Here is a 20,985-nt window from a genome sequence, read left to right as displayed (position 1 = left end):
GTTCTCTCCCTTGCTTTCCAATTGAAAATTGGAAGAAATACAACGATAATCATAGGCGACGTATATAGATAAACGATAGATGGGCGTTGGGGCAAACATATCGAATGTTTTGGTGCTGACAGTTAAACGTGCGGTTTAATTGGCTGATATGCTGCACTGCTCCAATCTTGCGGTGTAAATGATGAACTATTCTATGGGCTATCCGGCAGGCTTTGACCGAAACTTACTTCAGTTTTCTCAAGAGCTATGGAACTGTTCCACCGTGCAAGCCCGCTGGGAAGAGCTGACACTCTTTGCCGAAACGCTGGGCTTTGAAAAAGGCGCCTACATCATCGTGCCCAAAATTGAGGGCCGTGTGGAGGACCGTCAGCCAATCTGCCTGTCCAACCATGCGCGTGACTGGGTAGACCACTACAACACCAACCGCTATTACTTCAAAGACCCGGGTATGAGCCATCTGCTCAGCGGCAACCCGATAGATCAGCTTTGGACCGATTACACCATTAATCCAACTGATCTGGTTGATGACGAGTTCTTCAACGATGTTAGATCAGCGGGTCTGAAGTTCGGCGTGACCATTCCGCTCGATTGCTCCAACACGCAACTTGTCGGCGGCGCAAGCTTCGCCTCGTGCGAACGCACACAAGCCGCCTTTGATGCGCAGATGGCCGAGAGCTATGCAACCCTGAAGGGCGCAGTGCAGCTGTTCCATTCCCATGTGCAGGAGCCAGAAACTCTGGGTGAGTTCTTTGGGTTTACGCCTCGAGAGCATGAATGTCTGCTCTGGTTGACGGCGGGTAGGGCAAACAAAGAGATCGCGCACATACTCAATCTTTCTGAAAAGACCGTAGAGCACCACATCAAGCGCGCCTGCCAACGACTGCGAGTGACCAACCGCACGCATGCAGTCGCCCGCGCAATGACCTTTCAGCTGCTTTCGCCTTAAGCTCATGCGACTAAACGCCATGAGGGAAAATCCCCAATTGTTCTAAGCTAAGCATCTATGCATACTTAACGTCGCTGGAGGTTGCACTTTAGCCCCTGCATGACATCCATTGCGCTTCATGCAGTTGTTTGTGGTAGTTTATCGATTTGATCTGTTGGTTGGGTACAGGCTGTCGTGGCCCGACCGAATAGTGTAGATAAATTCAACTCCTCCGAAGCTTGCTTCGGAGGATTTTTTTTCACCTAGAGTCCCTGGTGAAACAAAAAGAGCGGCCATGTAAGCCGCTCTTCGTAAACTCAGCTAATTTGCTTAGCCCTGCTTCTCACGCTCAACAGCACGCCAGCCGATGTCTTGGCGGTAAAACCCTTCCGGCCAGTCGATTTTCTCAATGGCCGCGTAAGCTTTGTCGCGCGCTTCAGAAACCGTTGGTGCCCGTGCGGTGATGTTCAAGACACGCCCGCCGTTTGACAGCAGCTTGTCCTCAGCAGAAACCGTTCCTGCATGAAAAATCTCCACATCAGGATCAGCCGCAGCCTCTTCCAATCCTTTGATCTCGGTTAGTTTCTCATAGGAGCCCGGATAGCCCTTGGACGCCATAACAACCGTGATCGCAGGATCTTTGTACCACTCTGCATCAACCTGATCCAAAGTCCCCTCAGCACAGCCAAGCAGAATAGGAAGCAGATCGGTTTTAAGACGCATCATCAGGACCTGACATTCAGGATCGCCAAAGCGCACGTTGTATTCAATCAGCTTCGGCCCACCCTTGGTGATCATCAGACCAGCGTAAAACACGCCTTTGAACGGATGGCCCTGTGCCTTCATATCCGCGATGGTTGGGTGGATGATCTCCTTCATCACCCGCTCTTCCATCTCGCGGGTCATGACAGGCGCTGGAGAGTAAGCCCCCATGCCACCTGTATTTGGTCCTTCATCACCATCAAACGCCCGTTTGTGGTCCTGAGCGGTCGCCAGCGGCAGAGCATGTACACCGTCGGAAAGAACAAAGAAGCTTGCTTCTTCACCCACAAGAAACTCTTCAACAACAACCTCGGCGCCAGCATCCCCAAAGGCCCCGTCAAAGCAGCTGTCGACAGCATCAAGCGCTTCCTGCTCGGTCATGGCCATGATCACGCCTTTACCAGCTGCAAGCCCGTCAGCTTTGACAACAATCGGTGCGCCTTGTTCGCGAACATAGGCCTTTGCGGCCTCCGCATTGTCAAACCGGCCATATGCAGCGGTCGGCACGTTGGCCCGTGCGCACATGTCCTTGGTAAAGCCTTTGGAACCTTCCAGCTGCGCCGCGGCAGCAGAAGGACCGAACACGCGAATATCAGCATGTTCAATGCTGTCAGCCAGGCCATCAACCAGTGGCGCCTCTGGACCGACCACAACAAAATGGATGTCATGCAAACGGCAGAACTCGACAATACTGCGGTGATCTGTTGGATCTAGTGCAACACACTTGGCAAACTGTTCTATGCCCGCGTTGCCCGGAGCAACAAACAGCTCGTTGAGCACAGGAGATTTCGCCAAAGACCATGCCAGCGCATGCTCACGCCCGCCAGAACCGATCAGCAGAATATTCATTGAAGTAGACCCTGAAAATAAGAAGGGAACAGGTTCCCAGGTTGTGCGTCTAGAGTGTGATGCAGCCTGTAACATGAGTCACCCTGACAGTAAACGAACAACCGCCCCGGAGAGACCAAAATGCCCCGTCCATCAGTAGAACTCTTGCTGATCACCCCAATGTTCATGAATGAGTTCTTCGGGCTGCTCGCAAAGTGGGGGGAGCAGGACACGCTCTCTGAGCCGGTCCACTCACTGGAAGAAACCGCCCGTCGTCTGTTGGTTGACCCAAGCGCCGGGCAAGCATGGTTGATCAGGAGTGGAAGAAAAAGCTGCGGCTTTGTCCTTGTGAGCTATCGTTATAGCGTGCGGGCAGGGGGCAAAGTTGGCTTCATTGAACAGGTAGCGCTCGCTCCCGTGGAGGGGATTGAACGGCTTTTACCCTCGGTCCTACACGAACTGGAGGACGATCTGGCACGCAAATCCGTGGTGAAAATGGAAGTTTCTTTGAAGAGACCGGAGGGCAAGACCAGAAAACGGTTCTTCGAGGAGTTTGGCTTCTTGACGCAAAGTGTCGATCTGTTGGAAAAGACAATTCCATATGAGGAGGAATTTCCTCTCAGTTTCTAGAGCCAGTCTGGAGCCAGCGGCGAAAATGCGAATGAACGCAGCCAAGCTTCAGAACAACGGTGAGGTGGTAATGTTCAAGACCAAAGACACTGGACCAGTTGCAGATGCGGTAAAGCGTCATTGGGTTGATACGCGCCTGCCTGCGGGACTGCGCCCCTTTGCCCGTCTGGCAAGGTGGGAGCGGCCAATCGGCTGGTACCTGCTCATGTGGCCGTGTCTGTGGTCTCTGGCGCTTGCCTCCAATGTGGCAGGCTCTGCGATCCTCAATATCTGGTACGCGGTGCTGATGTTTATTGGCGCAGTGGCAATGCGCGGTGCTGGCTGCACTTATAACGACCTTGTCGACAAGGACATTGATGACAAGGTCGAGCGTACTCGTTCACGCCCGATTCCATCAGGTCAGGTCACCAGTAGACAAGCCAAGGTCTTTATGGTGTTGCAGGCGCTTGTGGGGTTTGTTGTGCTGCTGCAGTTCAACACCTTCACGATTATCTTGGGCATCTCTTCGCTTGTGATTGTAGCTGCGTATCCGTTTATGAAGCGCATCACCGACTGGCCACAGTTAGTGCTGGGTCTGGCGTTCTCCTGGGGTGCTTTGATGGGCTGGGCCGCAGTCTTTGGCAGCCTGTCACTAACGCCAGTGCTCCTCTATTGCGGCGGTATCCTCTGGACAATTGGCTACGACACCATTTACGCCCATCAGGACAAAGAGGACGACGCTCTGGTCGGCGTGCGCTCAACGGCGCGTTTGTTTGGCGAAAAAACCCGTCAGGCACTGGTCATACTTTATGGGGCAACCGTGCTTCTGTTTGCTGGTGCCTTCATGCTTGCAGGCAGCGGTCCACTTGCCTATGCGGGACTGGCGCTTGGCGCCTTCCATTTGCTCAAGCAGATCCGCACTCTTGATATCGATGATGGCGATCAGTGCCTTGAACTCTTCAAGTCAAACTCCACCTTCGGCCTGATCCTGTTTGTTGGACTGGTTCTGGATGGCCTCGCCACCTACTACATTTAGGTATTCCGGCGCCGCAAGGATGTGAAGCGACGGGAGCTGGCAAGAAATTTTTGCAAGGGTGTCGGCTTACCTGTTTTGCGCACAACAAGAAAACGCGGGCGCCGTTCTGTAAGCGCACGCAGCTTTCTGCGTGGTAGCGCCTCGCCTTGAGAGCAAGCGCTCAGCCCAAGGCGGGCCAGCTTGCAGGTACCATCGTCGTCTAGGGTCAACAGCGGAAGCGCGAGCGCATTTGACCACGCCTCCCAGTGATCTGCCGTGAGATCCATATCTGTATTCAGATAAAGGGGGATACTCAAGGCATGGTCGCGGTGTAGCAAAATGATCTGATAATCAAGTTCACCACTCATTTCATTTACGCTCACCTTGGCGGCGATACCTGAATAAGAGCCTAGCGGCACCGTTAGGGTGAGCGGAAGTCCGCCCATGTCCCGGCGGATCAGGACCTTGTCCGCATCAATGCGGATATCCGACCTGTTAACACCCGGAGTTTCAAGAAGATCATCAGGCAGGTTCGCTTGCATGCGAAACGGCAAAGACATACGCACACGATTAAGGCGGTTGTCGTTACTCGCATCTCCCGGAAACTGCGATTTGTAGTTGATCACGGAACTGCCCCTCCCTCCACAAAATGCGAAAGTTTCAAGTCATTTTCTCTTTAAACTAGATGAAAAATACAGTGTAAAATCTGCGTAACTTCTTAACTCGAATGGTTAAGAAACCCAGTTTTTTAAAAGGCTTAGCGAATCTCTGCTGAACTAGATAAAATTCTAACTATCATTATGCGGGCGCATTTGTCGGTCACGTTCGATCAGTCCAAGCACTGCAATTTCTGCGTACAGCCCTGCGATTCTTGGCGGGTATACTTGCTCTCAAGACAGGCACCCCCTAAACACAAAGGGCAAGACAACAGGAGGTCCGTGCGAATGTCTGATGCTATTGCCAACCCGAAGCTTGAAGAGCAGGCACTAAGCTTGGTGGAAGCCGCAAAAGCAGCGGGCGCCGATGCTGCTGATGCGATAGCAGTCACGGGCATGTCATTGTCTGCGTCCGTGCGCGAAGGCAAGGTAGAAGGCACTGATCGTGCAGAGGGCAACGAAGTCACATTGCGCGTATTCCTCGGCAAGCAAGTTGCCAGCATCTCTTCCAACGCAAGCGATGATCCAGCTGAACTTGCGGCCCGTGCGGTTGAAATGGCGAAAGTCACACCGGAAGACCCATATGCCGGTCTTGCTGAGCCAGAACGCCTCCTGAATGAGATCCCTCAGCTGGACCTGATTGATCCGCGCGACGTTAGCGCAGATGAGTTGACCAGAACAGCGCTGGAAGCTGAAGCTGCGGCAATGGCCGTGGACGGCGTCTCCAAGTCTGGTGGAGCCGGGGCAAGCTGGGGCCTCTCTGGTATTGTGCTTGCCACAAGTCACGGCTTTGTTGGTGCCTACCAGCGCTCCCGCTCCGGGTTCTCCATGACGGCTATTGCCGGGGAGGGCACCGGCATGGAGCGCGATTACGAATTCGATTCCCGAACCTACTGGGATGACCTGATGTCGGCGGAAGAAGTGGGTCGGCTTGCCGGTGAACGCACAGTACGCCGCCTCAATCCACGCCAACTAGAGACCCGCAAGGCACCAGTGGTTTATGAACCTCGCACCGCACGCTCCTTGCTTGGCCACTTTGCCGGTGCAATCAACGGCGCATCCATTGCCCGTGGTACAAGCTTCCTAAAAGACAAAATGGGCAAGCAGGTGTTTGGCAATGGGATCACCATCTCCGACGATCCCTTCAAAGCCCGTGGCGGTGGAACCGCGCCGTTTGATGCGGAGGGCACTGGTGCCGAGTACCTCAACATGATTGAGGATGGTATCTTGGGTCATTGGTTCCTGGATGGATACTCCGCCCGAGAACTCGGCCTGTCCTCCAATGGCCGCGCGCGCCGGTCCGGATCAACCACCTCGCCAGGCGCAACCAACCTGACCCTTCACGCCGGAGAGAAAACACCTGAAGAGATCTTGAAGGATATCGGCGAAGGTCTGCTGGTAACCGATCTGATCGGTCACGGAGCAAATGGTGTAACAGGTGACTACTCCCGTGGTGCCTCCGGCTACTGGGTCGAGAACGGCGAAATTGCCTACCCGGTTAGCGAAATCACCATTGCAGGCAACCTCAAGGACATGTTCCTGAATCTGACCCCCGCATCTGATCTGGATGAGCGATACGCAGTGGCTACACCAACCGTGGTTATCGAAGGACTGACGATTGCCGGAAGCTAATACATATAGCCTGCAAGAAGACCTGGAGCTGCTGGTAGCAGCAGCTCAACAGGGCGCCAAGATCGCTCTGTCTTATTTTGGAAACTCACCAAAAAGCTGGACCAAAGAAGGCGACACCCCGGTGTCAGTGGCAGATATCGAAGTCGATCAGTTCCTTGCCTCCAAGCTGCGCAACGCACGCCCCGAATACGGCTGGCTCTCCGAAGAAACCGAGGATGATCTCACACGTAAGGACCATGAAACGGTGTTTATCATTGATCCAATTGACGGAACACGTGCGTTTTTGAATGGTCGCGATGAATGGTGCCTTTCATTAGCGGTGGTGAAAAATGGTCGCCCGACTGTCGGTGTAATTTTTTGCCCTGTTCGCGATGAGCTCTACACAGCGCAAAAGGGTGGAGGAAGTTTCCTTAATCAGGAAAAAATTGCTATTTCAGATCGCTCAGACGTGACCGGAGCGTACATTGCAGGCCCCACCAGCTTTCTTGGAAAGGAAGGCGTAAAGCGTGAGCAGATTCGCTTTAGCCCTTATCTGGGCTCATTGGCCTATCGTTTTGCACTGGTCGCCTGTGGGAAATTGGACGCCGGTCTGGCACGTGCCAGAGCGCGGGACTGGGATCTTGCCGCAGCGGATTTAATAATCAGCGAGGCAGGTGGCCAATTGGTAGACCTGTCCGGATCAACGCTCTACTACAATAAAACGAAAACAAATCACCCCGGACTAGTGGCATCTTCTGCCAAATTGTTTAAAAGGCTTCAGGGAATCTCCGTAGGGGGCTAATCCCTATCGGGTTCCGGTCGGACTGTTTGTGAAGAAGGTGAGCGAACACCATGAGTGCTCAAGAAGAAAATCAACAGCTACTTCATCTCGTGTTTGGTGGCGAATTAGAAGATATCAGCAATGTTCGCTTCAAGGATCTTAAAGATCTGGACATTGTAGGGATTTACCCGAACTATGCAGAAGCACATGCTGCGTGGAAAGCAAAGGCACAAGGCACCGTTGATAATGCTCTGATGCGGTACTTTATCGTGCACATGCACCGCTTGCTTGATCCTTGCTCAGAAAACAAGTAAGTACTGCGCCTCTCGGCGGCTATGCCCGCGACAATATGGGCCTATGAAATGTTGAAAAAACTCGGCAAAAACCCGCTTGTAATTAAGCTGGTGGGTTATGCCATGGCGTATTACCTGCTTCTTGTGCGTAAAACGAGTAGTTTCACGCAGGACCCTCCTAATTACGTTCAGGACACCAAGGATCAGGTTCCGTACATCGTGTCTATGTGGCACGGTCAGCATTTCATGTGCCCCTTTGGCGTCCCCAAAGGCTGGGATGTGCGGGTGATGATTTCCCGCAGTGCCGATGGTGACATGCAGGCAATCTGCGTAAAGAAACTGGGGATCGGTCTGATCCGCGCCTCCGGTGCGCAACGTGCCTCACAGATTAGAAAGCGTGGAGGCATGCGCGGGTTCATGGAAGCGATGCGGGCACTCAAAGAAGGCGCCTGCGTCGCACTGACCGCAGATGTTCCAAAAGGTCCTGCGCGCAAGGTCGGAAAAGGGATTATTCAGCTGGCCAAGCACTCCGGTCGGCCAATTCTACCGTCAGCAGTCGCCACGAGTCGTCATTATGACCTTGATACTTGGGATAGGGCTTCTATCAATTTGCCGTTCAGCCGGATTGCGGTATGTTTAGGTGATTTTATAACAGTACCGCCTGATGCGGACGATGAAAAGCTTGAGGAACTTCGTCAGCTTCTGGAAGACCGGATGAACGAAGTGACTGAAAGAGCTTACGCAGTCGCCAAATCAGGCAAAAAATAAACACTGGCAGAACTGGGTCCCATGAGTTCAGTGATCTTCAGAGTCTATCAGGGTCTCGGTCGTCTGGCTGCGCCGCTGCTTGTTGGTTTGTACAAGCTACGCGCGCGCCAGGGCAAAGAAGATCAAAGCCGCAAGGGCGAACGGTTCGGGGTCTCCTCCAAAGCACGTCCTGCCGGAAATCTGATCTGGATTCATGCTGCAAGTGTGGGAGAGGCCAATGCCGTCCTGCCACTGGCACAGCAAGTGGTCGATGCTGGTTCAAAAGTCCTTTTGACAACAGCCACATTAACGTCCGCGCAGGTTGTTGAAGCGTCAGCCCCTGACGGTGTGATCCACCAATTTCTGCCCTACGACACCCGTGGCAACATCAAACGATTTTTGAACCACTGGACCCCGTGTCTGGCGATCACGGTGGAATCCGAAATCTGGCCCGCAACATTCCACGAGCTGGAAAAGCGCCAGATCCCGTTGATTATCGTCAACGGACGCATGTCCGAAAGCTCTTATGCAAACTGGAACCGAGTGCCGTCTTTCGCACGCTCTGTATTCGGAACCGTTGATTGTGTTTTGGCACAGTCTGATGAGGATGCACTACGGTTCAAGCAACTGGGCGCTGTGCGTGTCAGGGCCACAGGCAACATCAAATTCGACGGTAACATCCCGAGCTGTGATCCGTTAGAACTCGCTGCTTTCAAAAATCAGCTCGAAGGGCGCCCAAGATGGCTGGCAGCCAGCACCCACCCGGAGGAAGAGGCAGAGATTGCCAAGGCTCACAAAGAGCTGAAGCAGAAATTCGATCGCCTACTCACAATCATAGTCCCCAGACATCCAGTCCGCGCTAAGGAAATCCGCAGTGAGTTGGAGCAAATGGGGCTTGTTTGCGCGCAACGCTCCAAAAATGAAGCCCTGACCAACACCACCGACATCTATATCGCCGATACGCTTGGCGAGCTGGGATTGTTCTACCGCGTGGCACCAATTGTGTTCATGGGTGGCTCCTTCACCGCGGTTGGCGGGCACAACCTTCTGGAACCAGCTCAGGTCGGCTGTGCAATTCTCTCTGGTGTTCACACCCATAACTTTGCATGGATCTATCGCCATTTCGCGAAAGAAGGCGGCGTACTTCTAGTGCACAATGCCGCGGAGCTTGCAGCTCAGATTGAAACCTTGCTGATTAATCCAGATGAAGTTCAAAAACGCGCCGATGCTGCAAAAGCGCTAGTGGAATCCGGTCGTGGGGCACTGGCCGCTACCCAGCTTGAGCTGCAGCAATATCTGCCCGTAGCCCGCGCTGAAGTCGGGGAGGAGTGATCCATGAACGCTCCTGACTTCTGGTGGACTCAAGACGGAACATGGCAATCCAGACTTCTGAGCCCATTTGGCGCCCTTTATGGCTACTTGGCAACGAGGCGCTTCAAATACATCCCAAGGTACAAAGCACGCAAGCCTGTCATCTGCATCGGCAATTTCACTGCCGGCGGTACCGGCAAAACGCCTTTTGCGCTCGCGCTGAACACACTGCTGAAGGATGCAGGGCATAAACCCGGCTTTCTCCTGCGCGGGTATGGAGGAACCCACAAAGGCCCGCTGCTTGTTGAACCGGCCAAACATGCCGCCATGGAAGTTGGTGACGAGGCCCTATTGCTTGCACGCCGCGGCCCGACAGTGATCTCCGCTGACCGCACAGCTGGCGCTAAACTACTGGAGCAGCAGGACATCTCTGTCATCATCATGGATGATGGCTTCCAGAACCCGTCCCTGCACAAGGATTTCTCCATCGTCCTGCTGGACGCCAAGACCGGTGTTGGCAATTCCAGGTGCATTCCCGCAGGTCCTTTGAGGATGCCCTTTAAAAAGCAGTTGCAGCGGGTTGGTCTGTTGATGGTGGTCGGGGACGGAGAGGCGAGTGCTAAGCAGCAAGAGCAAGCTCAAAAAGCTGGTATTGATCTGATGCACGCAGCAATCCGGCCTGTCTCAGCAGATGCTCTGGAAGGAGAACGTGTTTTGGCGTTTGCAGGTATTGGACGGCCGGAAAAACTCTTCGCCAGTCTGAAGGAGGCCGGAGCAACAGTCGTGGAAACCATGGCCTTCCCGGATCATCACTATTTCACCAAGGATGATGCGCGCCTGATCCTGCGTGTTGCAGAGGAACAAGACCTGCTGCCAATCACCACCACCAAGGATTACGTACGCCTCAATGGCCGCGAAGAGCAGTCCATATCAAGGCTTGCAAATGTGGCAAGTGTTCTTGAAGTGGAAATGAAGATCGCGGATCCAGACGCTCTGCTCGAGCGCCTGACACATGTGCTTGAAACGGTGAAGGCTTAAGCCATCTGCCCGTTGTTCTCATAGGCTTTGAGGGCAGCTTCCGCGTCCACATAAGCTTCCTGACGCGATACACTCCAGTACTTGAGCTCTTCAAGCATGATCGTTTTGCCAGTGATCGCACACTTTACGAAGTTACCGGGTGATTTCACCTGATAATCACCATCCATGTAGCGGATACGTGCTTCTGTTGGAACGCGCGGTTGTTCAAAACGGTTCATTAGTTCTGCATCCAGAGTTGTTTCATTTTTTCCTTCTTACCGTCCAAACGCTAAAAAGGCTACTGCATATCATCGAAAAGTGGAAAGCGATTTTCCGTCAGAAAAGCGCCTCCCAAAATCTCTGTAATGCCAAGATTGGCTATCTTATCCGGTAAAACGCCGGGGGAGAATTAAGCAACGGCCAGCTTTTCTTGGCGGATTTTCTCAATCGTACGCCAGCACACATATTGTGCGAGAAAAGCAAAGACAACGCCGCCTATAGCCTGACCTGCCAACACACCATTTGCCTGATAAAAATACGCACCAACAATCGTGAAGGGGATCGTGCCCAGTGTCGCTCTGCCCCAGTTAAACAGCATGGAGTAAACCGGGAAACCCAGATTGTTAAAGACAGCGTTGGTAACGAACAGCGCCGCATTGAACAAAAAGCCTGCCGCTGCGAATGTGCAGAAGAAGAAGATCAGAGAAGCGCTGTCCCCTTCCGCGTTGAAAAACTGTACCAATTGTTCTTGCAAAACAAATAGTAAGCCCCAGGCTGCTAGTGTGTAGATCACGATCAGTACCAATGAATCCCTCACCACCTTGCCCAGTCGGTCAAATTCGAGAGCGCCAAAGTTCTGGCCAATAATTGGGCCAACCGCGCCGGAAAGTGCAAAGAGCGCACCAAAGGCAACTGGAATAATCCGTCCCACGATCGCAAAGCCAGCAACGGCACCATCACCAAACTGGGCCATTTCGGAGATGATCCAAGCACTCCCGGCAGGCGTGGCAAGGTTGGTCAACATGGCTGGGACTGCGACCTTGAACAGATCAACCGTATCTTTGACAGTCTTTGAGATCTCCGGCTTGCCGAACATACGGTGTTTGACAATCAGCAGGTAAAATCCTGCCACAACCATCACCACACGCGAGGTTACCGAAGCAAACGCAGCTCCGGTAAGCCCCATGTCAAATCCAAAAATGAGGATCGGATCAAGGATTGCTGTCACAAATCCACTGGAGAGCGTGACAAACATCGCCCCGCGTGCATCGCCAACTGATCTCAGCAAGGCGGAAAGCACCATGGCACCCACAAGGAACGGCATGGAGGGCACGACGATGTAAAGGAAGTGCACAGTGTATTCTAATGTGCGCCCAGTTGCACCAAGCAGCCGCGCAAAATCTTCGACGAATGCCAGACTGCCCGCGACAACCACAAAAGAGATTAGGGTCGAGATAATCAGGGACATGCTGGCAAGGCGGTACGCTGCCTTCGTATCACCTTGCCCAATGCGCCGGGAAACCGACGCACTCGCCGCGATGGAAAGCCCAATGCCGATTGCGGAGTTGAAGAACATGACCGTACCGGCGTAACCAATAGCAGCCGCCAGCTCTTCGATGCCTAACTGGGCGATGTAAAAAAGGTTTGCAAAATCAACGAGGAAAATGGCAATCAATCCGACAGAGCCGGTAGACGTCATCACCAGAACATGGCGCATGGTCGAGCCATAGGTGAACTTCGCATCGCGCGTGCCGGCAGTAGTTGTTCTGGACATAGAAACTCACTTTTTGCGATGCTGGTAGCAATCGCAGGAGAGGGCCTCAATGACCCTGCAATCATGTATCTTTCCGCTGGAACAATGTACCAGCATCTTTTTGAGCTCGGTTTGCAGGCTTTTCAGACGCAAAATTTTGTCTTCCACCTGGGCAAGATGAGCCCGCGCAATTTGGTCTGCACCCGCACAATCGTCTTCGGGGTGTTCCTTGAGAAGCATAAGGCTCTCAATCATCTCCAAAGAAAACCCTAGGTCGCGGCCATGGCGGATGAAGGACAATCGGTTCAGGTGCTCTTCGCTGTAACGACGCTGGCCGCCGCCCGTCCGTGGAGGTTCAGGAAGCAGCTTCTTCTGTTCGTAAAAGCGAATGGTCTGGACTTTAACGCCAGCCTTCACCGCAAGATCACCGATTGAGTATTCACCAGCCATGTGGAACCATTTGATTTAAAGTGGAACAGGCACGAAAGCAGTGCCGTAAATCACGAAATATGTAAAAGGAGGGTGGGCACACCCTTCGCATTACATGTGCTTCAAATGAGTTCTCGTCAAGTCTGCCGCCCCACGTCCTGATCTGCTTAGTCAGGATTGTCTGGTTTGTCTTTGTCGCGCGGGGTGCGTTGAAGCAGCATGTCAGAGCCTGCCATTTCGCCGCCAGCCAGCTGCATTGCAAGGCGTTCGTCGTCCCGCTTGCGAACATCACTCTCAACTTCATCAATGCGGTCAGCAGGCAGTCCGAGATATTCAAGAGCTTTACGCCCAAAGGTCAGGCTGGATTCAAACGTCTCGCGGATCTGGTAATCAACACCCAGTCGGGTAAGGTCCAGCGCATGCGCACGGTCGGTTGCACGGCAATAAAGAGCAGCGTTTGGAAACGCGGATCTGATTTGCAGGATTGCCTGCTTCATCACCTGATCATTCTCGATACAAAGGGCAATCAGCGTCGCGTTGTCGCCGCCAGCTGCTTTCAACACGTCAGGCCGCGTCGCATCTCCATAATAAACCTTGTATCCGTACTGCTGTGCCCGTTTGATGCGTTCCGGGTTGTTGTCGAGCGCTGTCACGGAAACACCTTCGGAGATGAGCATCTGACTGGCCGTTTGTCCGAAGCGTCCAAACCCGATGATCAATACACTTGGACAGGCGTCTTCAAAACTCTCGATCTTATTGCTCGTATCACCGCGCTTCTTCATACGCTCTGCGATGAAGTCGAGGCCAACTGCACCAAGAGGCGTCAGAAGCATAGTCAAGATAACAACCGCACTTAGGATGTTTGCAGTCTCTTGAGGCAGGATCGACGCTGCCGTCGCCGTAGCGAACAGCACAAAGGCAAATTCACCACCTTGCGGAAGTGTAACAGCAACGCGAAGCGCATCGGAATTTGAAGAGCCAAATAACCGGGAAAGACCCCATAGCAGCACGCCTTTGGCAAGCATCAGGACCACAACAGCCACCACAACGCGCTGCCAGTTTGCAACGATCAGATCCAGCTCCAGTTCCATACCCACGGTCATGAAAAACAGTCCCATGAGCATGGAGCGGAACGGCTCGATGTCCGCTTCCAGTGTGTGGCGATAGCTGGATTCTGCTAGCATCACGCCAGACAGGAAGGCCCCAAGCGCCATGGAGAGCCCAACCAGACTCATAAGGCCCGCACTGCCCAAAGCAACAAGCAAGGCAGCTGCAATCATTAGTTCGCGACCACCTGATGCGGTTAAGAGCCGGAACAAGGGAGAAAGCAGATAACGTCCGGCAAAGATCACAAAGCCAACCGCTGCAATCACTGTAACCACTTGGATGGCGATGGAAGTCCCTTGCACATCTGCATCAGCAGGGGCCAGAATGCTGACCATCGCAAGCAGTGGTACAATGGCAATGTCCTGAAGCAGCAGAATTCCGAAAGCCCGTTGGCCATATTTGGTGCTCAGGTGTCCACGCTCTTGTAGCATCTGCAACGCAAAAGCCGTCGAAGACAAGGCCAGACCAAGACCGGCGATCAGTGCCACCTGCCAGGTCATACCAAACAGCATGGCGCACAGGGTTAGCACGAAACCGGATATGAGGACCTGGGCCGTCCCCAGACCGAAAATGTCTCGCCGCATGATCCATAATCGAGCTGGTTCCAGTTCCAGCCCAATCACAAACAGCAGCAGTACGACACCCAGTTCGGCAAAGCCCAATATGCGTTCAGGTTCGTTGAAGAAGCCGATACCATAAGGCCCAATGGCAACACCGGCGGCGAGAAAGCCCACCACAGCGCCCAAACCAATCCGCTTGGTAATTGGCACAGCAATTACGGCCGCAGAAAGGACCACAATAGTTTCGATAAAGAACGGGGGGATGTGAGCTTCTGCCATTGATACCTGAAACGAAATTCAAATCACCAAAGAAATTTTTGCTGATTTACATCGACTCTGAGGGAAATACCTTAATTGTCCCTGAGAGGAAACAAGTTTTCCTGAAAACCTAGTCGGAACTGCGTTTGGATGTTGAATGTTTGTCAGAACTGTCAGCTTGCTCCTTCGCAGCCTGCCTGTCCGCTTCGGCCAAACGACGCGCTGGCTCGTTCAGTGCGGTCGATTCTGCCTTTGGCTTCCTCAGCGGTTTCACAGGTACATCCGGCAGCTTGAATTTCTTGTAACCGGAATAAAGCCCACCAACCTGCTGCAGTGCCAAAAGCTCAGCATCTCTGCGGCGCACATCCTTCAATATGTCGTGGGTCCGGTCCTCATCCTCCCCAAGTTCCTCCAGAATTTCCCGACCGAACTGAAAGGCGGACTCCAACGTTTCGCGCAACTGATAGTCCGCCCCAACGGTCACAAGCTGGATAGCATGACGGCGATCATGAGCGCGGGCAAAGATCTTCGCCAGCGGGAACTGTGTTTTTGCCATCCGTACGATCTGGCTGGTGGTCGCTGCCCGTTCGGTACACACCGCAATCACACTGGCATTATCCGCGCCCGCCGCCCGTAACACGTTCAAGCGCCGTCCGTCTCCGTAGAAAATCCGATAGCCAAACCGGGAGGCCTCCCGAATGTGCTGTGGGTCGGTATCAAGAACGGTCACGGTTGAGCCCTGCTCGATCAGCATCTGACAGGCCGTTTGTCCAAAACGCCCGAATCCGATCACCAGCACATTGGTGCGCTCGCCCCCCGAATTGGGAATATCCGGCTTAACGGGCTCAGGCGTAAGCTTGGCACCGAACCATTGCGTGAGACGGACGCTCAGGAGGGTTAGGGCCATGGTCAGAGAGATGATCGCAGAAAGTAGGCTGTTCTGGTGCTGGTTGAGCAGATCAACGGCGACAGAAGCCGAAAAGATCACGAACCCGAACTCTCCAGCCTGCGCCAGCAACCCACCGATTTGGAGACTGTTGTCAGACGTATGACCGGAAAGCCGCGCAACCGAGAACACGCTCAGGCACTTTACAAGCATGAGGCCAAGGCTGCAGGCCAGTACAGTCACCCAGTTTTGAGTGACAAAGTCCAGATCAATGGACATACCTACCGTGATAAAGAAGAAACCCAGCAGCAGTCCACGAAACGGCTCCAGATCCGCCTCAAGCTCATGCCGGAACGAACTTTCCGCCAGCATGACGCCCGCAATAAATGCTCCCAATGCGCTGGAAAGCCCAACCGCTTTCATCAGCGCAGCGGCCCCCAGAACGGTGAGCAGGGCGGAGGCCGTCATCATTTCCCTGGCCCCGATACGGGCAAATATGCGAAAGAGTGGCGTCAGCAGGAAGCGCCCGACGGCAACCAGCAGCAACACCGTCGAAGCCATAATCAGCGCTGTTTCCCAGCCCGCTCTGTGTCCGATCTCAATGGAGATGGGAGCAACAATGGCCATCAGCGCAAGGATTGGAACAATCATCATGTCCTGAAACAGCAGGATCGCCACGGAAGTTTGCCCCATCGGCGTAGTTCGATCGCCGCGCCCCTGCAGGATGCGCAGGGCAAGAGCAGTTGAAGACAGCGCTAAAGTGAGACCAATAATGAGGGACTTCTGCCAGGAGAGTCCAACCAGATAGATTGTCCCTCCGATCAGAAGAGCGGAGAACGCCACCTGTGCAGCACCAGAGCCAAAAATCTCCTTGCGCAACGACCAAAGTCGGCTGGGATTAAGCTCAAGCCCGATCAGAAACAGCAGCATAACAACGCCCAGCTCGCCTATTGGACGAAGCTCATCCGGTGTGCTGAACGGACTGCCAAGATACTGTCCAAATCCCCATGGCCCCAGGATTACACCAGCAATCAAATACCCCACAATCGTTCCAACGCGGATCAGCTTGGCAAATGGAACCACCAGGATCGCCATGCTTAGAAACAGCATAATGTCTGTCACAAAATCCAGTTCGTGGAGTGTGATCATGAAAGAATATGGCTCATTCTTGTTTCTCGCAGCGTATCTCCGAAGAGTGGAACTTGGCGTTGGAAACGGGATACGCGCGGCAATTCATGAAAAGAGAAGCTACAGACCCACCGTAAAATCGGCTTGAACGCATTAAGAACAAGCTATGTCAAATCGTCAGGACTCAAAACCTACAGGATTCAATAGAGGCGTGAGGTTACAGGAAAACAAAGGAAAAATTAGCACTTGAACCTACAGTGACTAGAGCCTTTACAGTCGATTCATTCTCGATTGGAGGCACAAAATGCTGGATCAACCCAACACACAATTAGAGTTCCTGCTTAAAGAAACCCCGCTGCTGGACTTCCACGCGCCGAGTATCCGGCAACTGGTGGACGAGCGTAAATGGATGGACTTGCCGGTCTTTGATCGCGCCGGCGCTGTCTATGACTTCGTGAGCAATGAGATAAAGTTCGGCTACAACAAAGCAGATAATATCCCGGCAAGTCAGGTACTTGCCGATGGAATAGGGCAGTGCAACACTAAGGGAACCCTGCTCATGGCGTTGATGAGAGCGGTCCAGATTCCCTGCCGCTTGCACGGCTTCACCATCCGTAAGGAGCTGCAGCGCGGTGTTGTGCCAGAACTGGCCTACCAAATCGCGCCAGAAGATATCCTGCACTCTTGGGTCGAGATCTACCTTGAGGACCGTTGGATCAATCTGGAAGGCTTTATTCTCGATGAGCCGTTCCTCTCAGCGTTGCAAAAGGAATTTGCCCTAAACCGTCAATCCCTGTGCGGCTATGGCGTTGGCACAACCTGCCTCAGCGCGCCTCAGGTCAACTGGCAAGGGCAGGATACCTACATCCAGAAGACCGGCATCAACAACGACTTCGGAACCTACAACAGCCCTGATGATTTCTACGCAGAGCACATGCAGGCCTTCTCGCTGCTAACAAAGCTGCTTTATGAAAACGTGATCCGTCACGTGATGAATCGGCGCACTGACCGCATACGCGCGGGCAAAGTCCCGAAAATCCCGCTGTCAGACTAAGCGCACCCAACAAAAAAGGGGCATCGCTGCCCCTTTGGAAAATCTGCAATAAAGAATGAGGCCAATCAGGTCGCCGTTCCGCCAATGGTCATCTCGTTGATGCGCATAGTTGGCTGTCCAACTCCGACCGGCACGCCCTGACCAGCCTTGCCGCAAGTTCCGATACCCGGATCCAGCTTCATGTCATTGCCAATCATAGTTACGCGAGTGAGCGCATCCGGACCGTTGCCAATCAACATCGCCCCTTTCACAGGAGCGCCAATCTTGCCGTTCTGTACCCGATACGCTTCCGTACAGGAGAACACAAACTTGCCGGAAGTAATGTCCACCTGACCACCACCAAAGGAAACAGCATAAATACCATCTTCAAGGCTCTCGATAATCTCATTTGGATCATCATTGCCCGCCTCCATGATGGTGTTGGTCATGCGCGGCAGTGGCTGGTGTGAAAAGGATTCGCGCCGACCGTTTCCGGTTGGCTCAACGCCCATCAAACGTGCGTTCTGACGGTCCTGCATGTAGCCAACAAGAATACCGTCTTCGATCAGAGTGGTGCGACCCGTCGGCGTGCCTTCATCATCAACGGAAAGAGAGCCGCGTCGCTTGGAGATTGTGCCATCATCAACAATGGTCACGCCTTTAGCCGCAACTTGCTGGCCCATGAGACCTGCAAATGCAGAGGTTTTCTTGCGGTTGAAGTCACCCTCAAGACCATGACCCACAGCCTCATGAAGCAAAATACCCGGCCAGCCATTGCCCAGCACGACATCAAATGTACCAGCGGGGGCAGGGATTGCTTCCAGATTGACCAGAGCCTGACGCAGCGCTTCATCAACCGCATGCTGCCAGCTGGTTTCAGCAACAAACTCACCAAATCCTTCGCGGCCACCTGAGCCATACGAGCCGCTTTCCTGCTTGTCGCCATCACCGGCAACAATGGAAACGTTAAGGCGTACAAGCGGGCGCACGTCCCGGATGCGGTGCCCGTCAGCGCGCAGAATATCGACCGTCTTCCAGCTGCCTGCCAGCGAAACTGTCACCTGCTGAACGCGCGTATCTTTCGCTCGAGCATAGGCATCAATCTCTTGCAGCAGTTGTACTTTCTCCGCAAAGCTCGGGCTTCCAATCGGATTTTCATCCGTATAGAGCTTCTGATTGGTGCGCGCTGGCGGCGCTGCATAGGTGCCGGAATGCCCACTCTGCACGGAGGCCACAGCGTCAGCAGCACGCTTAAGCGCAGTCTCGGAGATATCGTCTGAATGAGCGTAACCGGAAGCTTCTCCCACAACAGCGCGCAGGCCAAAGCCCTGACCGGTGCTGAAACTGGAGGATTTCAAGCGTCCATTATCAAACACCAATCCTTCGTTCTGGCTGTATTCCAGATAAAGTTCCCCATCATCGGCGCCTTTCAGCGCTGCCGCAGTAATCTGGCGCGCTGTCTCCTCGTCCAGTCCTGATGTCTGGAGAAGATCAATCGGTTTGTCGCTCATGGGTAAAACTCCGAAATAATGGATTTACCCTGTTGTGGCGAACAATCAGTGCAGTTTCAAGGCTTACTATTCAATAAAGGGGAGGGAAGGGCCATCGCTCCCAACAAATTGAGGGACAAGCTAGGTTGGAAAACTACGCTCTATTGCAAGCAGGATCTGCCTTCACAATATACCCACTTCCCATGTAGATTATGAAATCCGCGATGTGTCTCCACCCTTTAATCCATTGGGAGAGAACAGTTGGCGCAGTCTATCGAATTTCTAGTAATAAGATAATGTAATGACCATACTTCAATACTTTAGCGCACAGGCCAGAAACAATGCCTGGGCAAATTTCCGGCTTCTAACCAGCTGCCAAAGTCTCTCAAAGGAAGAACTGATCGCAGAGCGAACAAGTTTCTTTCCCACGATCTTGATGACCCTGAACCACAACATTACCGTGGATTGGTTCTACACTAGTGCTTTGGAAGGCAAGCCACTTGGCATCAATGCGTTTGAGCCTGAATACCCCTTTGAGGACCTTGCATCTCTCTTTGACGCTCAAAGAAAGAGTGACGCTAAGCTGGTCAAGCTTGTCGAAAGTTGGAAACCAGAAGACCTGTCTACTTTACGCACGCTACGAGATGACAAACCATGGCGAGAGCAAACTGATAGAATTCTGATGCACCTCTTTCAGCATCAAATCCACCACCGTGGACAGGTGCATGCCATGCTGAGTGGAACCTCTGTCAAACCGCCACAGTTGGATGACTTCTATTTGGGAAATGAGAGGGACCAAGCAGCGCGCAAGGATGATTTTGCGGCTCTGGGCTTTTCAGAGACCGACATCTGGCCTCAGCGTGAGTGGCAGGACAGCTAGGCAGTAAGAGTGACGGTCTGCCGAGACAAAAAAAGCCGAAGCGACTCACATCACATCGGCTTTCAATTCATGCTCTAAGAGAAGCTGAAGGGCTTATGGAAGAGCCGCCATCGCATCTTTCAAACCTGTCAGAGAAATCGGAATACCAATCCCTTCCTCCGGGGTTTCAAAGATGATGAAGGTCGCGGTCTCGCCATTTGTCAGCTGTTCGATCAGATCTGCTTCCAGGATCGCTTCGGAAACACAGCCGCTTGGCGCTGGCAGACAGCGCACGAATGGCATTCTGCCCACATCCTTGCCATCAACATTCAGGCCAAGCTGCATCGGCAGCAAAACGCCAAGTGGAGCAAGAACACGCAAAACAGTCGCCTGTTCGTCTGCCGTCTTCAGGATAATTGCTGTCAGGCCAACGGTCTCACGCGCAGAATCTGTCACACTTTGAATAAGAGCACACTGCTCCACGTTCGATCCGGGAGATGTGGCGCAACGCTGCTGCCAGTCACCATACTCGCCAGTGAGCTCGCCCAGTGCCTGTTGTGCATAGCTTGCTCCGGAAAATCCAGCGGTGCCCACCACTGTCGTCGCAACTGTTAAAACCAGTGCGCGTAAAAACTGCTTCAAAAACCCTTCCTCCAGTTCACCAGCTGTACAGGACCTGTTGTTATCCCGAGGAGCCAGCGTGGGGTGTTACCCTAATTATTGGAATACCGCTCCTGATGTCAAAGCGCAAACTGGCATTATTCGCTGTCCACGTCGCTGACGACGAAGGAGGGATTCGACTCACTATATTTACGACCAGTTAACGCTGTTTTTGGCCCATAAAACGGCAATTTGATGTGTGAATTTAGGCCGAAGCATAGAAATAATCGATTTTTGATATAAGGGAAAGTAACTAGGTGAAAACAC

General features: G+C 53.2%; 20 protein-coding genes. 11 read left to right on the top strand and 9 right to left on the bottom strand.

The window, feature by feature from the left end; genetic code table 11:
• The first annotated feature begins 178 nt into the window (after positions 1-178).
• Entirely contained in the window at positions 179-946 is a 768-nt protein-coding gene (locus IE076_RS03960; protein WP_209008801.1) for a helix-turn-helix transcriptional regulator, read from the top strand.
• Between the two features lie 309 nt (positions 947-1,255).
• On the opposite strand, the gene purD is transcribed toward IE076_RS03960, so the two are convergent.
• The gene (gene purD / locus IE076_RS03955; RefSeq protein WP_189435424.1) at positions 1,256-2,536 is read right to left on the bottom strand and encodes a phosphoribosylamine--glycine ligase; all 1,281 of its coding nucleotides are present in this window, start codon (positions 2,534-2,536) and stop codon (positions 1,256-1,258) included.
• A 120-nt stretch (positions 2,537-2,656) separates the two neighbouring features.
• On the opposite strand from purD, the gene IE076_RS03950 reads away from it, so the two are divergent.
• Positions 2,657-3,145, top strand: a complete 489-nt coding sequence (locus IE076_RS03950) for a hypothetical protein (RefSeq protein WP_189435423.1) — start codon at positions 2,657-2,659, stop codon at positions 3,143-3,145.
• A 70-nt stretch (positions 3,146-3,215) separates the two neighbouring features.
• On the top strand, positions 3,216-4,160 hold the full coding sequence (gene ubiA, locus IE076_RS03945) for a 4-hydroxybenzoate octaprenyltransferase (RefSeq protein WP_189435622.1): 945 nt from the start codon (positions 3,216-3,218) through the stop codon (positions 4,158-4,160).
• On the opposite strand, the gene IE076_RS03940 is transcribed toward ubiA, so the two are convergent.
• Positions 4,157-4,765, bottom strand: a complete 609-nt coding sequence (locus tag IE076_RS03940) for a DUF6101 family protein (protein ID WP_189435422.1) — start codon at positions 4,763-4,765, stop codon at positions 4,157-4,159. The two genes, ubiA and IE076_RS03940, sit on opposite strands and share 4 nt — an antisense overlap.
• Before the next feature lie 318 nt (positions 4,766-5,083).
• On the opposite strand from IE076_RS03940, the gene IE076_RS03935 reads away from it, so the two are divergent.
• The 6 genes from IE076_RS03935 to lpxK are packed head-to-tail and all read left to right on the top strand — an operon-like array spanning position 5,084 to position 10,576.
• Complete coding sequence (locus IE076_RS03935; protein ID WP_189435421.1) at positions 5,084-6,427, top strand: TldD/PmbA family protein; 1,344 nt, start codon at positions 5,084-5,086, stop codon at positions 6,425-6,427.
• On the top strand, positions 6,414-7,208 hold the full coding sequence (locus tag IE076_RS03930) for an inositol monophosphatase family protein (RefSeq protein WP_189435420.1): 795 nt from the start codon (positions 6,414-6,416) through the stop codon (positions 7,206-7,208). Before IE076_RS03935 ends, IE076_RS03930 begins: the two co-directional genes overlap by 14 nt.
• A gap of 50 nt (positions 7,209-7,258) precedes the next feature.
• On the top strand, positions 7,259-7,501 hold the full coding sequence (locus IE076_RS03925) for a DUF4170 domain-containing protein (RefSeq protein ID WP_189435419.1): 243 nt from the start codon (positions 7,259-7,261) through the stop codon (positions 7,499-7,501).
• Between the two features lie 48 nt (positions 7,502-7,549).
• A complete protein-coding gene (locus IE076_RS03920) occupies positions 7,550-8,248 on the top strand; it encodes a lysophospholipid acyltransferase family protein (protein WP_189435418.1) in 699 nt (232 codons plus the stop codon).
• A gap of 21 nt (positions 8,249-8,269) precedes the next feature.
• Positions 8,270-9,559 (top strand): 3-deoxy-D-manno-octulosonic acid transferase, encoded by a 1,290-nt coding sequence (locus IE076_RS03915; RefSeq protein ID WP_189435417.1) that lies wholly within the window; start codon positions 8,270-8,272, stop codon positions 9,557-9,559.
• A gap of 3 nt (positions 9,560-9,562) precedes the next feature.
• Positions 9,563-10,576: a tetraacyldisaccharide 4'-kinase gene (gene lpxK / locus IE076_RS03910; RefSeq protein ID WP_189435416.1), complete on the top strand. Its 1,014-nt coding sequence runs from the start codon at positions 9,563-9,565 to the stop codon at positions 10,574-10,576.
• On the opposite strand, the gene IE076_RS03905 is transcribed toward lpxK, so the two are convergent.
• From IE076_RS03905 to IE076_RS03885, 5 genes are all read right to left on the bottom strand, one after another.
• Complete coding sequence (locus IE076_RS03905; RefSeq protein WP_189435415.1) at positions 10,573-10,794, bottom strand: DUF2093 domain-containing protein; 222 nt, start codon at positions 10,792-10,794, stop codon at positions 10,573-10,575. The genes lpxK and IE076_RS03905 overlap by 4 nt on opposite strands.
• A 170-nt stretch (positions 10,795-10,964) precedes the next feature.
• The gene (locus IE076_RS03900) at positions 10,965-12,329 is read right to left on the bottom strand and encodes an MATE family efflux transporter (protein ID WP_189435414.1); all 1,365 of its coding nucleotides are present in this window, start codon (positions 12,327-12,329) and stop codon (positions 10,965-10,967) included.
• A 6-nt stretch (positions 12,330-12,335) separates the two neighbouring features.
• Positions 12,336-12,758, bottom strand: a complete 423-nt coding sequence (locus IE076_RS03895) for a MerR family transcriptional regulator (RefSeq protein WP_189435413.1) — start codon at positions 12,756-12,758, stop codon at positions 12,336-12,338.
• A 146-nt stretch (positions 12,759-12,904) separates the two neighbouring features.
• Entirely contained in the window at positions 12,905-14,683 is a 1,779-nt protein-coding gene (locus IE076_RS03890) for a monovalent cation:proton antiporter-2 (CPA2) family protein (RefSeq protein ID WP_189435412.1), read from the bottom strand.
• A gap of 109 nt (positions 14,684-14,792) precedes the next feature.
• Complete coding sequence (locus IE076_RS03885) at positions 14,793-16,697, bottom strand: monovalent cation:proton antiporter-2 (CPA2) family protein (protein WP_189435411.1); 1,905 nt, start codon at positions 16,695-16,697, stop codon at positions 14,793-14,795.
• Between the two features lie 283 nt (positions 16,698-16,980).
• Between IE076_RS03885 and IE076_RS03880 the strand changes: the two genes are divergently transcribed.
• Positions 16,981-17,730 carry a transglutaminase-like domain-containing protein gene (locus IE076_RS03880; protein WP_189435410.1) on the top strand — a complete coding sequence of 250 codons (750 nt, stop codon included), beginning with the start codon at positions 16,981-16,983 and terminating at the stop codon, positions 17,728-17,730.
• 65 nt (positions 17,731-17,795) lie between these two features.
• Here IE076_RS03880 and tldD read toward each other — a convergent pair whose 3' ends face one another.
• Positions 17,796-19,220, bottom strand: coding sequence for a metalloprotease TldD (gene tldD, locus IE076_RS03875; RefSeq protein ID WP_189435409.1), 1,425 nt, complete (start codon positions 19,218-19,220; stop codon positions 17,796-17,798).
• Positions 19,221-19,500: 280 nt separating this feature from the next.
• On the opposite strand from tldD, the gene IE076_RS03870 reads away from it, so the two are divergent.
• A complete protein-coding gene (locus IE076_RS03870; RefSeq protein WP_189435408.1) occupies positions 19,501-20,079 on the top strand; it encodes a DinB family protein in 579 nt (192 codons plus the stop codon).
• Between the two features lie 93 nt (positions 20,080-20,172).
• Here IE076_RS03870 and IE076_RS03865 read toward each other — a convergent pair whose 3' ends face one another.
• The gene (locus IE076_RS03865; RefSeq protein ID WP_189435407.1) at positions 20,173-20,700 is read right to left on the bottom strand and encodes an invasion associated locus B family protein; all 528 of its coding nucleotides are present in this window, start codon (positions 20,698-20,700) and stop codon (positions 20,173-20,175) included.
• Positions 20,701-20,985 lie beyond the last annotated feature (285 nt).

The sequence above is a fragment of the Pseudovibrio japonicus genome, from assembly GCF_014651595.1.
GTDB classification, from domain to species: domain Bacteria; phylum Pseudomonadota; class Alphaproteobacteria; order Rhizobiales; family Stappiaceae; genus Pseudovibrio; species Pseudovibrio japonicus.
Note: the sequence above shows the minus strand (reverse complement) of the source record. Positions and strands in the feature narration are given on the sequence as shown.

Coding starts and splice junctions, on each gene's coding strand:
- IE076_RS03870 (WP_189435408.1), top strand. CDS start 19,501: ATGACCATACTTCAATACTTTAGCGCACAGGCCAGAAACAATGCCTGG.
- ubiA (WP_189435622.1), top strand. CDS start 3,216: ATGTTCAAGACCAAAGACACTGGACCAGTTGCAGATGCGGTAAAGCGT.
- IE076_RS03935 (WP_189435421.1), top strand. CDS start 5,084: ATGTCTGATGCTATTGCCAACCCGAAGCTTGAAGAGCAGGCACTAAGC.
- IE076_RS03885 (WP_189435411.1), bottom strand. CDS start 16,697: ATGATCACACTCCACGAACTGGATTTTGTGACAGACATTATGCTGTTT.
- tldD (WP_189435409.1), bottom strand. CDS start 19,220: ATGAGCGACAAACCGATTGATCTTCTCCAGACATCAGGACTGGACGAG.
- purD (WP_189435424.1), bottom strand. CDS start 2,536: ATGAATATTCTGCTGATCGGTTCTGGCGGGCGTGAGCATGCGCTGGCA.
- IE076_RS03915 (WP_189435417.1), top strand. CDS start 8,270: ATGAGTTCAGTGATCTTCAGAGTCTATCAGGGTCTCGGTCGTCTGGCT.
- IE076_RS03950 (WP_189435423.1), top strand. CDS start 2,657: ATGCCCCGTCCATCAGTAGAACTCTTGCTGATCACCCCAATGTTCATG.
- IE076_RS03895 (WP_189435413.1), bottom strand. CDS start 12,758: ATGGCTGGTGAATACTCAATCGGTGATCTTGCGGTGAAGGCTGGCGTT.
- IE076_RS03925 (WP_189435419.1), top strand. CDS start 7,259: ATGAGTGCTCAAGAAGAAAATCAACAGCTACTTCATCTCGTGTTTGGT.
- IE076_RS03920 (WP_189435418.1), top strand. CDS start 7,550: ATGTTGAAAAAACTCGGCAAAAACCCGCTTGTAATTAAGCTGGTGGGT.
- IE076_RS03890 (WP_189435412.1), bottom strand. CDS start 14,683: ATGGCAGAAGCTCACATCCCCCCGTTCTTTATCGAAACTATTGTGGTC.
- IE076_RS03880 (WP_189435410.1), top strand. CDS start 16,981: ATGCTGGATCAACCCAACACACAATTAGAGTTCCTGCTTAAAGAAACC.
- IE076_RS03900 (WP_189435414.1), bottom strand. CDS start 12,329: ATGTCCAGAACAACTACTGCCGGCACGCGCGATGCGAAGTTCACCTAT.
- IE076_RS03960 (WP_209008801.1), top strand. CDS start 179: ATGATGAACTATTCTATGGGCTATCCGGCAGGCTTTGACCGAAACTTA.
- IE076_RS03905 (WP_189435415.1), bottom strand. CDS start 10,794: ATGAACCGTTTTGAACAACCGCGCGTTCCAACAGAAGCACGTATCCGC.
- lpxK (WP_189435416.1), top strand. CDS start 9,563: ATGAACGCTCCTGACTTCTGGTGGACTCAAGACGGAACATGGCAATCC.